Source organism: Bradyrhizobium sp. SZCCHNS30572 (genome assembly GCF_032484415.1).
GTDB lineage: Bacteria > Pseudomonadota > Alphaproteobacteria > Rhizobiales > Xanthobacteraceae > Bradyrhizobium.
Genome location: NZ_JAUESY010000008.1, coordinates 234,935 through 250,122, shown reverse-complemented (window position 1 = coordinate 250,122; position 15,188 = coordinate 234,935). Strand labels below are relative to the sequence as shown.

At 66.1% G+C, this 15,188-nt stretch carries 13 protein-coding genes; 10 read left to right on the top strand and 3 right to left on the bottom strand.

What is annotated here, in order from left to right:
* Positions 1 to 3: 3 nt before the first annotated feature.
* Together QX048_RS23640 and QX048_RS23635 are read left to right on the top strand one after the other, a co-directional pair.
* Complete coding sequence (locus QX048_RS23640; protein ID WP_315713484.1) at positions 4 to 1,461, top strand: sigma-54 dependent transcriptional regulator; 1,458 nt, start codon at positions 4 to 6, stop codon at positions 1,459 to 1,461.
* Complete coding sequence (locus QX048_RS23635) at positions 1,436 to 2,803, top strand: sensor histidine kinase (RefSeq protein WP_315825304.1); 1,368 nt, start codon at positions 1,436 to 1,438, stop codon at positions 2,801 to 2,803. The genes QX048_RS23640 and QX048_RS23635 overlap by 26 nt, the downstream gene beginning before the upstream one ends.
* Before the next feature lie 121 nt (positions 2,804 to 2,924).
* Here QX048_RS23635 and QX048_RS23630 read toward each other — a convergent pair whose 3' ends face one another.
* A complete protein-coding gene (locus tag QX048_RS23630) occupies positions 2,925 to 3,611 on the bottom strand; it encodes a GntR family transcriptional regulator (RefSeq protein WP_315825303.1) in 687 nt (228 codons plus the stop codon).
* A 100-nt stretch (positions 3,612 to 3,711) separates the two neighbouring features.
* On the bottom strand, positions 3,712 to 4,425 hold the full coding sequence (locus QX048_RS23625; RefSeq protein WP_315825302.1) for a GntR family transcriptional regulator: 714 nt from the start codon (positions 4,423 to 4,425) through the stop codon (positions 3,712 to 3,714).
* Between the two features lie 140 nt (positions 4,426 to 4,565).
* On the opposite strand from QX048_RS23625, the gene QX048_RS23620 reads away from it, so the two are divergent.
* The 7 genes from QX048_RS23620 (at position 4,566) to QX048_RS23590 (ending at position 12,540) form a co-directional block, all read left to right on the top strand.
* Positions 4,566 to 5,090 (top strand): copper chaperone PCu(A)C, encoded by a 525-nt coding sequence (locus QX048_RS23620; RefSeq protein ID WP_315825301.1) that lies wholly within the window; start codon positions 4,566 to 4,568, stop codon positions 5,088 to 5,090.
* 91 nt (positions 5,091 to 5,181) lie between these two features.
* Positions 5,182 to 6,960 carry a PQQ-dependent dehydrogenase, methanol/ethanol family gene (locus tag QX048_RS23615; RefSeq protein WP_315825300.1) on the top strand — a complete coding sequence of 593 codons (1,779 nt, stop codon included), beginning with the start codon at positions 5,182 to 5,184 and terminating at the stop codon, positions 6,958 to 6,960.
* Positions 6,961 to 7,027: 67 nt separating this feature from the next.
* Positions 7,028 to 7,558 carry a c-type cytochrome gene (locus QX048_RS23610; protein ID WP_315713478.1) on the top strand — a complete coding sequence of 177 codons (531 nt, stop codon included), beginning with the start codon at positions 7,028 to 7,030 and terminating at the stop codon, positions 7,556 to 7,558.
* Positions 7,555 to 8,187, top strand: coding sequence for a hypothetical protein (locus QX048_RS23605; protein WP_315825299.1), 633 nt, complete (start codon positions 7,555 to 7,557; stop codon positions 8,185 to 8,187). The genes QX048_RS23610 and QX048_RS23605 overlap by 4 nt, the downstream gene beginning before the upstream one ends.
* Before the next feature lie 81 nt (positions 8,188 to 8,268).
* Entirely contained in the window at positions 8,269 to 9,822 is a 1,554-nt protein-coding gene (locus QX048_RS23600) for an AMP-binding protein (RefSeq protein WP_315825298.1), read from the top strand.
* Positions 9,823 to 9,920: 98 nt separating this feature from the next.
* Positions 9,921 to 10,799 carry an AEC family transporter gene (locus QX048_RS23595; RefSeq protein ID WP_316200733.1) on the top strand — a complete coding sequence of 293 codons (879 nt, stop codon included), beginning with the start codon at positions 9,921 to 9,923 and terminating at the stop codon, positions 10,797 to 10,799.
* Between the two features lie 28 nt (positions 10,800 to 10,827).
* Positions 10,828 to 12,540, top strand: coding sequence for a thiamine pyrophosphate-binding protein (locus QX048_RS23590; protein WP_315825296.1), 1,713 nt, complete (start codon positions 10,828 to 10,830; stop codon positions 12,538 to 12,540).
* 4 nt (positions 12,541 to 12,544) lie between these two features.
* Here QX048_RS23590 and QX048_RS23585 read toward each other — a convergent pair whose 3' ends face one another.
* Positions 12,545 to 13,855 (bottom strand): MFS transporter, encoded by a 1,311-nt coding sequence (locus tag QX048_RS23585; RefSeq protein WP_315825295.1) that lies wholly within the window; start codon positions 13,853 to 13,855, stop codon positions 12,545 to 12,547.
* A gap of 154 nt (positions 13,856 to 14,009) precedes the next feature.
* On the opposite strand from QX048_RS23585, the gene cyoA reads away from it, so the two are divergent.
* Complete coding sequence (gene cyoA, locus QX048_RS23580; RefSeq protein ID WP_315825294.1) at positions 14,010 to 15,185, top strand: ubiquinol oxidase subunit II; 1,176 nt, start codon at positions 14,010 to 14,012, stop codon at positions 15,183 to 15,185.
* Positions 15,186 to 15,188: the final 3 nt, after the last annotated feature.

The following is a 15,188-nucleotide window of genomic DNA, read 5'->3' as shown; positions in this document are numbered from 1 at the left end:
GCGATGGGGATCCAGGGAACGATACTGGTCGTGGATGACGAGGTCCGGTCGCAGGAGGCGCTGCGCCGCGTCCTCAACCAGGACTTCGAGGTCTTGTGTGCCGGCAACACGAACGACGCGGAGAAGCTGCTCGAAGGCGAGATCGTGCACGCCGTGATCTGCGACCAGCGCATGCCGCAGGAATCCGGCGTCAGCTTCCTGAAGCGCGTGCGCGAGATGTGGCCCGACCCTGTCAGGATGATCATCTCCGGCTATTCGGACTCCGAGGACATCATCGCCGGCCTCAACGAGGCCGGCATCTATCAGTACATCACAAAGCCCTGGCAGCCGGATCGCCTGATCGAGATCGTCCGCGAGGCCGTGCAGTTGTACCGGCTGCAGAAGGAGACGGAGACCGCCGGCGTCGACGTGAAGGCCACGCCGGCCCACATCAAGAAGGTGGTGTCGGTCAAGCGCGGCGCCGCCAAGCAGCTCTATGATTTCGACCGCATCGTGCATTCGGCGGCGAGCCCGATGCGCAACGTGATCGAGCTCGGCCGGCGCGCCGCCGACTACGACATCTCGGTCTTGATCACCGGCGAATCCGGCACCGGCAAGGAGCTCCTGGCGCGTGCGATTCACTATGGCTCTGCGCGCGCCACCAAGGCCTTCGTGGTCGAGAATTGCGGCGCGCTGCCCGATGAGCTGCTCGAGAGCGAGCTGTTCGGCTGCAAGAAGGGCGCGTTCACCGGCGCCTATCAGGACCGCATCGGCCTGTTCGAGGTCGCCGACGGCGGCACCATCTTTCTCGACGAGATCGGCGAGACATCCCCCGCCTTTCAGGTCAAGTTGCTGCGCGTGCTGCAGGAGAGCGAGATCCGGCCGCTCGGCGCGCAGCGCGTGCGCCAGGTCGACGTGCGCGTGGTCGCGGCCACCAACCGGGATCTCGAGGCCGAAGTCGAAGCCGGCCGCTTCCGCCGCGATCTGTACTACCGGCTCGCCGCGTTTCCGGTGCACATGCCGTCCTTGCGCGAGCGTCCGATGGATATTCCGCTGATCGCCGAGGGCGTGCTGTCGGCGGTGAAGACATCGTTCAACCGGCCGCATCTGCGGTTCGCACCGGCGGCGCTGGAGGAATTCTCCCGCTATCACTGGCCCGGCAATGTTCGCGAGTTGCAGAACGAGATCCAGCGCATGGCCGTGCTGGCCGATGCCGACGAACTGCGCTGTCCGCCGTTCGCCGGCCGGCGCAACGGCCGCCGCGCCGCGCCCGCGATCGCCAATGGCAAGCTCAACGGTTCCGGGAGCCTGAAGGACAGGGTCGAGGATCTTGAAAAGACCATCATCGTTCACTGTCTGGAGAAATATGATGGTAACATCAGTCGCGTCGCCAGCGAGCTCGGCCTGTCAAGGGTGGGGCTCCGGAACAAATTGTCGAGATACGATCTGAAGAAACATGGCAAAGGCCACTCACTCTCCTGAGTCCGGGGCTGACACGCTGCTCAAGCTGATCGCGAGCAGCAGTACGCTCGAACTCGACAGCGAGCGCGAAGGCGTGTGGATCGAAGTGATCCGCAAGATGGACGAGGTCTATTCCGACCTGCTGCGCTACGAGGTCGATCTCGAGCACAAGAACGCCGAGCTCGAGGAAGCCCAGGCCTTCGTCACCAACGTCATCGAGTCCGTCTCCGACATCCTGGTCGTCTGCGACGCCGGGGGCACGGTACAGCAGGCCAACTCCGCATTCCTGCAGACATCGGGACGGGCCTTGGCCGACATCGCCGGTCGCGATATCGCCGAGATGATCGATCCCGATCATCGGCCCAAGCTCGCCTCGCTGCTGAAGCCGCGCAGCAGCGCCGATGTGGTCGACGGTGAATTGCGCTTTGCCGCGGCAGCCGGCGTCAGCTCCGATCTGTTCGCGATCAACAGCTCGCCGCGGCATGACCATCGCGGCCGCTTCATCGGCGTCGTGCTGACGGGCCGTCCGATCGGCGAGCTGCGCCGCGCCTATGAGGCCCTGCACAAGGCGCATCAGGAGTTGCAGCGGGCGCAGCGGCAATTGGTCGAGCAGGAGAAGATGGCGAGCCTCGGCCGGCTCGTCGCCGGCGTGGCCCACGAGCTGAACAATCCGATCAGCTTCGTCTATGGCAACATCCACACCCTGATGCGCTACCGCACCTCGCTGGTCGGCTATCTCGATGCCATCCATGAGCAGCCGGTCAGCGAGGACATCGCCGCGCTTCGCTCGGATCTGAGGATCGACGCCATCCTCGAGGATTTCGGGCCGCTGATCGACGGCACGGTGGAAGGCGCGGTGCGCATCAGCGAGATCGTCAAGAACCTGCGCCGCCTGTCGTTCTCGAAGCTCGGCGAGGTCGAGCGCGTCAACATCGAGCGACTGATCAATACGGCCGTGCTGTGGGCAGGGCGCACCAAGCAGCATCGTGTCGACATCCAGATCGAGGTCGAGCCGGATCTGTGGATCTTGGGCAACGAAGGCCAGCTGCATCAGGTGATCGTCAACCTCGTGGAGAACGCGATCGACGCGATGCGATCGACCGACCTGCCGCGCCTTCTGGTCGCGGTGGCGCGCCAGGGCAGCGAGATCGCCTTTCGCATCACCGATAACGGCCCGGGCATCGACAAGGATCATCTGACCCACATCTTCGAGCCGTTCTTCACGACCAAGCGCGTCGGGGAGGGGACGGGGCTCGGGCTGTGGATCAGCTACGGCATCGTCCGCGAGCACGGCGGCGAGCTGTTGGCCAGCAACGAGCCGCAGGGCGGCGCCACGTTCTCTTTCAGCTTGCCGGCGGCTTGACCATAGCGGCGGCGCTGCTGCCGACGCTGAAGTGGGATGCTGGGTATCCCTTCGAAACGATGCTGGGGTTCCTGACGGCGGTGCCGTCGGATGTTGCGGGCAGAAGCCAAGCCCGAGGTGATCAGGACGCCGTTGCGACCGGCACGCGCTCGCGCTGATTGGTCAACCGCGCCAGCAGCACGGTTGCGGTTCGCGTGATGTGCTGCCTGGCAAGATCCTCGGCTGTCTGCGCATCGCCCGCGATCACCGCCCGCAGGATGTCCTCATGCTGATCCCAGATCCGCCGCGGCGTCTCGTCGCGCATCAGCACCTCGCCCATCAGCCGGCGCAGATGCAGCCAATGCGGCAGGGTGGTGTCCTGGATGACGGAGTTGCCGGAGATCTCGTAGAGGAATTCATGAAACCTGACGTCGGCCTCGATCAGCTTCTCGACCGAATGCTCGCGCTCGGCGCGCCGGCCCTGCTCGATCAAATTCGGGCCTTCCTCGGCCGCTCGCTTGGCGCCGCGGGTCGCCGCGAGCCGGCAGGCGAGGCCCTCGGCGACCGCGCGTATTTCATAGAGGTTGCGGATGAAGTCGGTGTCGATCGGCGCGACTTCCAGGCCGCGGCCCGGCGCCTCGCGCACAAAGCCCTGATTGCGCAGCAGCAGCAGGGCCTGCTGCACCGGCTGGCGCGAGACGCCGAGGTCGCGGGCCAGATCGTCCTGGATGAGGCGGGCAGATTCCGGCAACTCCCCGCCGACGATGTCGGAGAGAATGCGCTCGTAGACGCGTTCGGTCAGGCTCGGCTGGGTCTTCAGCGGCGGCACACGGCCTCCACGGGATCAGGTGTGATGTCCGGTCGCGAATGCGAGGCTGCCGTGCCGGAGCCCAGCGCTCGCATTGCGGCCGCTGTCGGTTTGAACGGAGTCATAGCGGGAATTTCCGCGCAGTGAGCGTCCGCCGCTGCTTGGACTTGCTGTCCTGCTGGATTTCGAGGTGATGGATGAACACGCTGGCCGCGCGCGAAATGTGCTCCCGGCTCAGCCGTTCGGCCTCGGCGCTGCGGCCCTCGATGACGGCTGCAAGAATGTCCTCATGCTCGTCCCAGACCATCCGTGACATGCTCTGCTCCTTCTGCAGCACGTCGAACATCACCCGCTTCAGGCACGGCCAATGCGGTGCCATCGTCTCGCCGATCAGCGCGTTGCCGGAGAGGTCGCCGAGGAAGCGATGGAAGGCGATGTCGGTCTCGATCTTGCGGTTGACGAGCCCGCTCTTCACCGCCTCGTAGCCGGCCGCGATGTAGGCCGGACCTTCGCGCGCAGCGCGATCGCTCGCCCGCTCGGCGGCCAGTCGCGCCGCGAGGCCTTCGAGCACTGCCCGCATCTCATAGAGGTCCCGGACGAAGCCGGGGTCGAGCGGCGCCACGATCAACCCGCGGCCCGGCGCGCTCTGCACCAGCCCGCAGCCGCGCAGCAGGATCAGCGCCTGCTGAACCGGCTGGCGCGACACTCCGTAAGCCTGGGCCAGATCGTCCTGGATCAGCCGCGAGCCCGGCGCGAGAACGCCGCTGACGATCTCGTCAGTGATGGCTTCGACGACCTGGTCGACCAGAGAGGGAGCGGCGGGCACGATTCGCATGGGTCATCACATTTTGCCGGACATTAGCATGTCAAGACAGAAAATCCATTTGCGACGTATTCGAATTCAGAGTACGAATTCAAAAAAGGGCGCCGCCCTAGGGCAAGTTAAAGAGGCGGCCATATAGGGGAGGGACTCCGTTGTCGGAAGATCCGACCAGTCTGGAGCGCGATCAGGTTTGGTCCGCGCGCTCGGAGGGCAGCGTGCGCGCCGGCGTGATGCCGGCGGTCTCGCGCGCATTGCTGGCGGCCTCTGTGGCGTCGGTTGCAGCGATGGCGCCTGCGCTCGGGGTGGCCGGAGAAGGCCTGACCCTGTCGGATGCGTGGGTGCCGGCGGCGCCCGAGGTGGGACGCGACATCCCGTTGCTGATCACGATCAAGAATGACACGAGCGCGCCGGAAGCGTTGATGCGCGTGCGTTGTCCGATCGCCAATTTTTCGGAGCGGCACACCGTCGACCGCGGCGAAGGCGCGCCGGCGATGCGCTCCATTCCCAACATTCCAATTGCCGCGGGCAGCACGCTGGTGCTGCTGCCGACCGCCTATCACGTGATGCTGCTGCAGACGCGGGAGCCGCTCGAGCCAGGCCAGCGCTTCACCTGCACGATCGTGTTCCAGAAAGCAGGATCCATCGAAACGGAGGTCGAGGTTCGCAAGTCCCCTTGAAGCGTGTTTGTCGCCTGCTGCCCTCCGCCGTCGCGCTTGGCGGAGCGGTATTCGCTCGAACTCATAATCAATATAATGGGAGAAGGAAACGATGAGGACTAACGTCAGGTCGACCCTGCGGGCGGTGCTGCTGGCCAGCGCAGCCTTCGCTTGTTTCCAGCTTGCATCGCCGGCGCAGGCCGCCGACGAGATGACCCCCGAACGGCTTCTCAACGCCGACAACGAAGCCGGCAACTGGCTGCACCATCATAAGAACTACTCGGGCACACGGTTCTCGGCGCTGAAGGAGATCAACAAGGATAACGTCAAGAACCTGAAGGTCGCCTGGACGATGCATCTCGGCGGCGTCGAGGGCGGCGGCATCTGGAGCCACGGCGGTCTCGAAGGCACGCCGATCGTCGAGAACGGCATGATCTACGTCACCGACGGCTGGGGCTCGGTCTACAAGATCGACGCGCGCGGTGGCAAAGGCCAACTGGTCTGGAAGATGGATCCGAAGACGGATCACGACTGGGCCGGTGCGATCGCCTGCTGCGGCGTCGACAATCGCGGCGTCGCGCTGTGGGGCAATCTCGTCATTTCGCACACGCTCGACGGCCGCCTGATCGCGACCAACAAGGAGACCGGACAGGTCGCCTGGCAGCGCCAGGTCGCCGATCCCGACAAGGGCGAGGTGATCACCGGTGCGCCGCTGATCGTGAAGAACATGGCGATCTCGGGCGTGGCCGGCGCCGAATACGGCATCCGCGGCTGGATCGCGGCGACCGATCTCGGCACGCAGAAGGAGGTCTGGCGCACTCACACCATTCCGGGGAAGGGCGAGCCGGGCAGCGAGACCTGGAAGGACAGCAACGACGCGGCCGCGGCCGGCGGCGGCTCGACCTGGGTGACCGGGACCTACGACCCGGCGACCGACACCATCATCTGGGGCGTCGGCAATCCCGGTCCGGACTGGGACAACGCCTATCGTCCGGGCGACAACCTCTACACCGACAGTTCGCTGGCGCTCGATGCCAACACCGGCAAGATCAAGTGGCACTATCAGCACACGCCGAACGATCCCTTCGACTATGACAGCGTCGCCGAGAATGTCCTGGTCGATGTGCCCGCGCCGAACGGCTCCACCCTGAAGCTCGCGCTCGAGGCCGACCGCAACGGCTTTGCCTATGCGATCGACCGCACCAGCGGCAAGTTCATCTGGGGCCTTCCCTTCGTCAAGAAGGTGACCTGGACCAAGGGGCTCGATGCCGAGACCGGCAAGCCGATCGAGTATGATCCGAAGAACCCGGTGCAGCGCTACAATGCGTCGGTGTCGCCGCATCGTGAGAACAAGGTCGCGGACATCTGCCCAGGCAACATGGGCGGCAAGAACTGGCCGCCGACCTCGTACAATCCGGACCTGAAGCTCTGGTACATCCCTGTCATCGAGAGCTGCAACCGGATCACCGTGGAAGAAGCGACCAAGGACAAGCTGAAGCCGCGCGAGTTCTGGACCGGCGGCGGACCGAGCCAGCCGTTCAAGATCACGGGCAGCGTGACCGCGATCGACGTCACCACCGGCAAGATCGCCGGCAAGATGGAGACGCCGTTCCCGAATCTCGGCGGCATGCTGTCGACGCCTGACCTCGTCTTCACCGGCCAGCCCTCGGGCGAGGTGATGGCGCTCGATGCCAAGACCCTGCAGAAGCTGTGGGAGTTCAACACCGGTGGCGGCGTCAATGCGCCTCCCGTGACGTTCTCGGTCGACGGCAAGCAGTATGTCGCGATCCTGGTCGGTCTCGGCGGCGCCTGGGACAAGTGGTTCATCGAATCCACGCCCGAGCTGAAGAAGATCCAGCCCGGCTCGATGCTCTACGTCTTCTCGCTGTGAAGTCGGCTGCGGAGCGGAGGCATGGCCTCCGCTCCGCCTCCTATCCCCTGTTCGACAAGAAGATCAGATGAAACTCAGTGCGATCACGTTCGCCGTGACGTCGGCTCTCGTCCTCGGCTCCGCTTCGCTCGCGTTGGCGCAGTCCGCGGCGCCGGCGGATCCGACCGAGGCCGGCAAGGCCGTGTTCAAGCGCGCGAACTGCGTCGGCTGCCACAAATGGCACGGCAATGGCGGTGGTGGCTATGGCGGCGACGCGCTGTCGCTGCGCAGGACGCAGCTCACTCGTGACCAGATCATCGAGACCGTGACCTGCGGCCGGCCCGGGACGGGCATGCCGTACTTCGCGCGCGGCTCCTATGACACGGCGAAGTGCTACGGCATGAGCCGCCAGGATGTCGGCGAGCGCATGCCGCCGGAAGGCGGCGTGTTCCTGCGGCCGAACGACATCGAGGCGGTCGCAGACTACGTGCTCGCGCACATCAAGGGGCGCGGCGAGCCGACCTACGACGAGTGCACCGCCTTCTTCGGCAACACGTCGCGGGTCTGCGATATCTACAAGGCGAATGCCACCAAGCCTGCAAGCGAGCCATCGAAATGAAGCGGTCGACCTGCGCTGCGATCTTCGCCACGTTCGTGCTGTCGTTCGTGATGCACGCGGCCTCCGCGCAGGCGGTGCCGAACTACGATCTGCGTGACATCACCGTCGGCATGCCGGTCGGCGACCTGCCCGATCAGGGCTATGTCAATCTGACTTGCGCCAAGGATCCGAATCGCAAGCTCAATGCGTGGTCGGCATGGCGCGACTGTCCCGCGGACGAGCAGGCGCGGCACGCGGTGCGCTTCGATTTCGATCCGGAGACCAGCCAGGACGGCACAAAGGTGGCCGGTCATCCCGTGCTGCTGACGGTCCTGGTCGACGACAAGGGCACCGTCACCGGCCTGACGATCGAGACCGATCCGAAGGCGCGGCTCTATATTCGCAAGAAGGCGTTCCTGCTCGGCAACCAGGTGAAGTCGCGCTATGGCGCCGAGGGCTGGGAGTGCAAGGAGCAGCAGCCGACCGCAGGCGAGCAGCCCGTCGGGGGCGTGTTCCTGCGCGAGGTCTGCAAGAAGACGGTGCCCGGCCGGACCCTGACGGTCGAGCGCGAGCTGTTCCGCAAGCCGGATCAGGACGCCAAGAGCTTCGTCGATCAGACGCTGGTGCGGATCACCAAGGATATCAACTAATCCGCCGCCGACCTTCATCGCGCTCCGCTGGAGGCGCGCGCCAGTCGGCGTCGTGAACCCGGTTGCCGGGAGGAAACGACGATGAGGGATCTCTTGAATTTCGGGCAGATGCTGTCGGCCCATGCGCGCATGTCGCCGGAGCGCACAGGTGCCCGAGATCTCGAACGTGCGATGAGCTTTGCGCTGTGGAACGAGCGCGCGTGCCGGCTCGCAAACGCGCTGCTCGGGCTCGGCCTTGCCAAGGGCGATCGGGTTGCGATCCTTGCCTACAATTGTGTCGAATGGTGCGAGATCTATGCGGCCACGGCCAAGGCCGGCCTGGTGGCGCTGCCGATCAATTTCCGCCTCACCGCGCCCGAGATGCAGTTCATCGTGCAGAATGCCGAAGCGGCCGCTGTCATCGTGCAGGACGAACTCGTGGGCCTGGTCGAGGAGACGCGCAAGGATCTCGGCATCGCCGACGACCGCTTCATCCACTTTGGCACCAGGCCGCGTCCGGCAGGCTATCGCGGCTACGAGGACGTCATCGCCGCGGCTGCGGACCGCGAGCCGGACCAGCAGGTCGCGCTGTCCGATCCCTGGACGTTGATGTACACCTCCGGCACCACCGGCAAGCCCAAGGGCGTGCTGCGCAGCCATCGCAGCGCCGTCCTCTTGTCGATGGTCACCGAGATCGAACTGAAGCTGAGCCGCAACGACGGCGCGCTGCTGGTGATGCCGATGTGCCATGCCAACTCGCTGAACTTCTTCGGCGCGTTCGGCTATATCGGCGGCGTCAACTCGATCTATTCGCGCAAGAGTTTCGATCCCGAACACGCCGTGACGACGCTTGCCGACGGCGGCTCGACCTTCACCTCGCTGGTGCCGACGCACTACATCATGATGCTCGACCTGCCACGCGGGGTGCGTGCGCAGCACGATTTCAGCGCGGTCACCAAGCTGATGATCTCCTCGGCGCCGGCCCGCCCGGAGACCAAGCGCGAGGTGATGGAGATGTTTCCGAAGTCCGGGCTCTACGAGCTCTATGGCGCGACCGAGACCGGCTGGGTCACCATGCTGCATCCGCATGAGCAGTTCACCAAGCCCGGCTCGGTCGGGCGCGAGTGTGTCGGCGCCGCACCGATCCGCATCCTCGACGAGGCCGGCCACGAGGTGCCGGACGGCGAGGCGGGCGAGCTCTATTCGTCGAACGCGCACACCTTCGACTGCTATTGGCGCCTGCCGGAGAAGACCGCGGAGGCGTTCCGCGGTGACTACTGCTCGGTCGGCGACATGGCGCGCCGCGATGCCGACGGCTACATCCATCTCGCCGACCGCAAGAGCAACATGATCATCTCGGGCGGCGAGAACATCTATCCCTCCGAGGTCGAAGCGCAGGTCGGGGCCCATCCGGCCGTCAAGGACATCGCCGTGATCGGCCTGCCCGACGACAAATGGGGCGAGCGGGTCCATGCCGTGATCGTGGCGCGCGACGGCATGGCGGTGAAGGAGAGCGACCTGGTCGAATGGGCGAAAGAACGACTCGCCGGCTTCAAGCGGCCGCGCTCCTACGCCTTCATCACCGACGCCGAGATGCCGCGCAACGCGACGGGCAAGATCCTGCATCGCGAGCTGAAGAAGAGATTCTCGCAGTGAGTCGCTGCAATGGCTTACGGTCTGATATGTAGTTGCGATGCAGGCCGTCCTCAATTCCGCCCTTCCGATCTTCGCGCTGATCCTGACCGGATTCCTGTGTGGCTGGTTCGGCGTGTTCGATCGCACCGCGACCGACAATCTCAAACCGTTTTGCCGTCTATCTGGCGCTGCCGGCCCTGATCTTCACCGCGATGTCCAAGATCGGCGTCGAGCAGGTCAGCCAGTTCGGCTTCATCGGCGCGTTCTGCGGCGGCATCGCCGCGACGTTCGCGACCGGCTTCGTGATCAGCCGTCTGCGCGGCCGGCGCATTGCGAACGCCAGCATCGAGGGGCTGGACGCCGGCTACAGCAATGTCGGCTTCATGGGCATTCCGATGTGCCTCCTGGTGTTCGGTCCGGACAGCGCGCCGGCCTCGATCATCGCCACCCTGTTCACGGCCTGCGTGCTGTTCCTGTTCGCGATCGTGGTCGTCGAGATGGATCTGCAGAAGGGCGCCACGCTGGGCGCGACGGTCGCCAAGGTGGCCCGTTCGCTGCTGACCAGCCCGTTGTTCATCGCGCCCGTCGCCGGGCTCGCGGTCGGCCTCAGCGGATTCTCACTGCCGGCGCCGTTCCTCAGCTTCACGACCTTGCTCGGCGGCGCAGCCTCGCCGGCCGCGCTGGTCTGCATCGGGCTGTTCCTGGCACAGGAGCGCGTCGCGACGCGCGATGCGACCTCGATCGTCATCCTCGTCTCGCTGAAGCTCGTGATGCAGCCGGCGGTGACCGCGCTGCTCGCCTTTCACGTGTTCTCGATGCCGCCGCTGTGGTCGCATTCGGCCGTGATCCTGAGCGCGCTGCCGATCGGCTCGGGACCATTCACGATCGCCAAGCTCTACGGCCTGGAGGCCGGCGTCACCTCCGGCTCGATTCTCGTTTCACACATCTTCGCCGTCCTCACTGTCTCGCTGCTCGTGGCCTGGCTCGCGCCGGGCTGATCACGTCACCATCCGCAGGAGTCGTCAGATGAAGATCTCTCCCGACAGTGCCGCCGATCTGATCGCCCGCCTGCTCAAGCGCCGCGGCGTCAGCCGCGTGTTCGCGCTGTGCGGCGGCCACATCATGCCGATTTGGATGCGGCTGGACGCGGAAGGCATCCGCATCATCGACGTGCGCGACGAGCGCGCCGCCGTGCACATGGCGCAGGCGCATGCGGAGCTCACCGGCGAGCTCGGCGTCGCGCTGGTCACCGCCGGGCCGGGCATGACCAACGCGATCACCGGCATCGCCAATGCCCATGTCTCGCGCGCGCCGGTGCTGGTGATCTCGGGCGGCAATCCGCGGCCGCAGGAGAACCGCGGCGGCCTGCAGGACATGGATCACAGCCAGCTCGTGCGCTCGATTACGCGCTATGCGCGCACCGTGCGCGAGCCGTCGCTGGTGCTGCAGGAGCTCGACGAGGCGATCTCCAGCGCCTTCGGCGACGGCGGCGAGCCCGGGCCCGTCTTCATCGATTTCCCGGTGGATACTTTGCGCGGCATCGTTCCGAAGGCGCTGCAACTCGAGGAGCATCTCGCGCCGAAGCCGCGCGCGGCGACACGGCCTGATCCGGCCGAGGTCGAGAAGGCGGTCGAGCTGTTGTGGTCGGCGCGCCGCGTGCTCGTCATCTCCGGTCGCGGCGCGCGCGGCGCCGGGCCTGAGCTGATCGCGCTGCTCGACCGGCTCGGCGCCGTCTATCTCGACACCGGCGAGAGCAGGGGGCTCGTGCCCGACGATCACCCCTCGGTGGTCGGCGCCATGCGCGGCGCCGTGATGGGCGATGCCGATGTCGTGCTGACGGTCGGCCGCCGGCTCGACTTCCAGCTCGCCTACGGCTCCCCGGCTGTGTTCAAGGACGCCAAATTCGTCCGCATCAGCGACACCGCCAGCGAGCTGCGCGACAACCGTCGCGGTGCGGCCGAGATCCTGGCGACACCAGCGGAGACCTTGCACGCGATGGTGTCGCTGGCGGGCAATCGCGAGTCGGCCGTCGATCGGCAATGGGCTGCAAGACTGCGGGCGGCGCATCAGGAGCGCGCGACCAAGCTGAAGCAGAGCATGGCGACGGCGCTGGCCGGCTCCGACGGCCGGTTGCATCCGAATCGCGTGCTCTCGGCCATTCAGGACGCGATCGGCAATGACGCCGTGGTCATCACCGACGGCGGTGATTTCCTGTCCTTCGCCCGCGTCGGCCTGAGCGCGCCCCTGATGCTCGATCCCGGCCCGTTCGGCTGTATCGGCATCGGCGTGCCCTATGGCATTGCCGCGAGCCTGGCCTATCCAGACAAGCCGGTGGTGGTCGCGACCGGCGACGGCGCGTTCGGCTTCAACGCGATCGAGGTCGACACCGCGGTGCGCCACAAGGCGCCGGTGCTGATCGTCGTCGCCAACAACGGCGCCTGGCAGATCGAGGTCCACGACCAGACCGTCACCCATGGCAAGGTGGTCGGCACCAGGCTACAATTTGCCGATCACGCGGCGATGGCGCGCGCCTTCGGCATGCATGCCGAGCGCGTCGAGACCGCGGAGCAGCTCGGCCCCGCGATCCAGCGCGCGCTGGCCAACCGCCCGGCGCTGCTCGACATGGTCGTCACGCCGGAAGCGGTGTCGTCGGATGCCAAGACAGGACTCGCCTGGGTGCCGGACCTGCAGCCGCTCGCGGCGTGGGACGAGGCGGAACGGAAGTGGCGGGGCTCGTAGCGCCCTACACCTGCTGGATCTGCCGCGGCGCGCTGAGCCAAAGCGCGAGCAGGGTGCAGACGGCGCCGGACAAGAGATAACCGCCGGCCGAAATCAGGCCGAGATTGGCGGCCAGCACCAATGCCGCCAGCGGCGCGAAGCCGGCGCCGAACAGCCAGGCGAGGTCGGCGGTCAGGGCCGAGGCCGTGTAGCGATAGGTGCGCGCGAAGTTGGCGGCGATCGCGCCCGAGGACTGGCCGAACGACAGGCCGAGCAGGATGAAGCCGAGCACCATGTAGATGGTCTCGCCGACCGGGCCGGCGTCGAGCAGTTGCGGCGCGAAGCCGGAGAACACCGCGATCGCGATCGCCGAGCTGATCAGGAGCGACTTGCGCCCGATGCGGTCGGCCAGCATGCCGGACACCACGATCGCGACGACGCCGAACACGGCGCCGCCGGCCTCGATAAGCAGGAAGCGCGCCGGGGTCTCCTTGGTGAAGAGGAACACCCAGGACAGCGGAAACACCGTCACCATGTGGAACAGCGCAAAGCTCGCGAGCGGCGCGAAGGCGCCGATCACGATGTTGCGACCCTCGTGCCGAATCGTGGTGGCGACGCGTGCCGGCTGCAATTCACGCGACTGGAACAGCTCGTCATATTCCGGCGTCACGACCATGCGCAGCCGCGCGAACAGCGCCACGACGTTGATGGCAAACGCCACGAAAAACGGGTAGCGCCAGCCCCAGTCGAAGAAGTCGGCCGCGGAGAGATAACCGACGAAGAACGCGAACAGGACGCTGGCGACGATCAGCCCGAGCGGCGCGCCGAGCTGCGGGATCATCGCATACCAGCCGCGCTGGTGCTCCGGCGCATTCATGGCGAGCAGCGAGGCGAGGCCGTCCCAGGCGCCGCCCCAGGCGAGGCCCTGGCCGATTCGCGCCAGCGCCAGCAGCCAGATCGCCGCGGCGCCGACGGTGTGGTAGCTCGGCAGGAACGCGATCGCGACGGTCGAGGTGCCGAGCAGGAACAATGCGGTGATCAGCTTGGCGCTCTTGCCGTAGCGGCGGTCGATCGCCATGAAGATCACGCTGCCGAACGGGCGTGCGATGAAGGCGAGCGCGAACAGCGCGAACGAATACAGGGTCTGCGTCAGCTCGTCGGCGAACGGAAACACGAGGCGCGGAAACACGATCACCGAGGCGATGGCATAGACGAAGAAGTCGAAGAATTCCGACGTGCGCCCGATGATCACGCCGATCGCGATCTCGCCCGGATGCGCCTCATGCGTGCGGGAGAGATGGGTTTCGCCGTCGGCGGTCGCCGCTGCCTGTGTCATCGCGCTGCCTGCAGTCCTCTCATACTCTATTGTCGCCCCGTAATTGTCGTCCTCGGCGCCGCTCCGGTATTGGACAAATTGTCCAATGTCGGCCGTGTCGTCCGGTCGCTACGTGAGGCCTCGTTCAGAGATCCGCCGTGCGACGAGGTTGAGCGTGCGTTACTGGAAATTCTTGGCACTGCTGCCGCTGGGGCTCGCGCTCGGAGGCTGCAATCTGGTCGTGCTCTCGCCCTCCGGTGACGTGGCCGCCCAGCAACGCGATCTCGTGATCATCGCAACCGTGCTGATGCTGCTGATCGTGGTGCCGGTGATGGCGGCAACCGCCATCGTGGCCTGGCGCTACCGCCAGTCGAACCAGGCGGCGGCCTACACGCCGGATTGGGATCACTCCACCCAGCTCGAGCTTCTGATCTGGGCGGCGCCGCTGCTCATCATCATCTGCCTGGGCGCGGTGACGTGGATGGGCACGCATCTGCTCGATCCCTATCGCACGCTCGGGCGCATCTCCGCCGAGCGCGCGGTGACGCCGCAGGACAAGTCGCTCGAGGTCGACGTCGTCGCGCTCGATTGGAAGTGGCTGTTCATCTATCCCGAATATGGCATCGCCAGCCTCAACGAGCTTGCGGCGCCGGTGAACCGGCCGCTCGATTTCAGGATCACCTCGTCGTCGGTGATGAACTCGTTCTACATCCCCGCGCTCGCCGGCCAGATCTATGCGATGCCGGGCATGCAGAGCCGGCTGCACGCCGTCATCAACAAGCCCGGCGTCTATCGCGGCTTCTCGGCGAACTACAGCGGCGCCGGCTTCTCCGGCATGCGCTTTGCCTTTCATGGCCTGTCTGATGTCGAATTCGCCGGTTGGATCGAGAAGGCCAAGGCCAGCGGTGCCGGGCTTGGCAAGCCGGACTATCTCAAGCTGGAGCGTCCCAGCGCGAACGAGCCAGTCCGCTACTACGCATCGGTGGATAGCGACCTGTTTCGCGCCATCCTCAACATGTGCGTCGAGCCCGGCAAGATGTGCATGAGCGAGATGATGGCGATCGACGCGAGAGGCGGCATGGGCATGGCCGGCGTCCGCAACACGCTGCCGCTCGCCTACGACAAGTTCGCCGGCCGCGGCGCCGTGTTCGGTGCCGAGCCGAGCTTCGTTGTGGGCGGCGTCTGCCTGCCTGGCGATCAGGTCACGCGGATGGCCGACGATTCCTCGCCGACGGTCCTGGCGCCGCTCGACTGGGCGCCGCTGCAGGGCCGTGGATTGGAGCGGCCCGGCCTGCTGCGGCCGTCCAAGGCAACCTTCATCACGGGAACAACCTCCAAATCGGATTCGTGACGT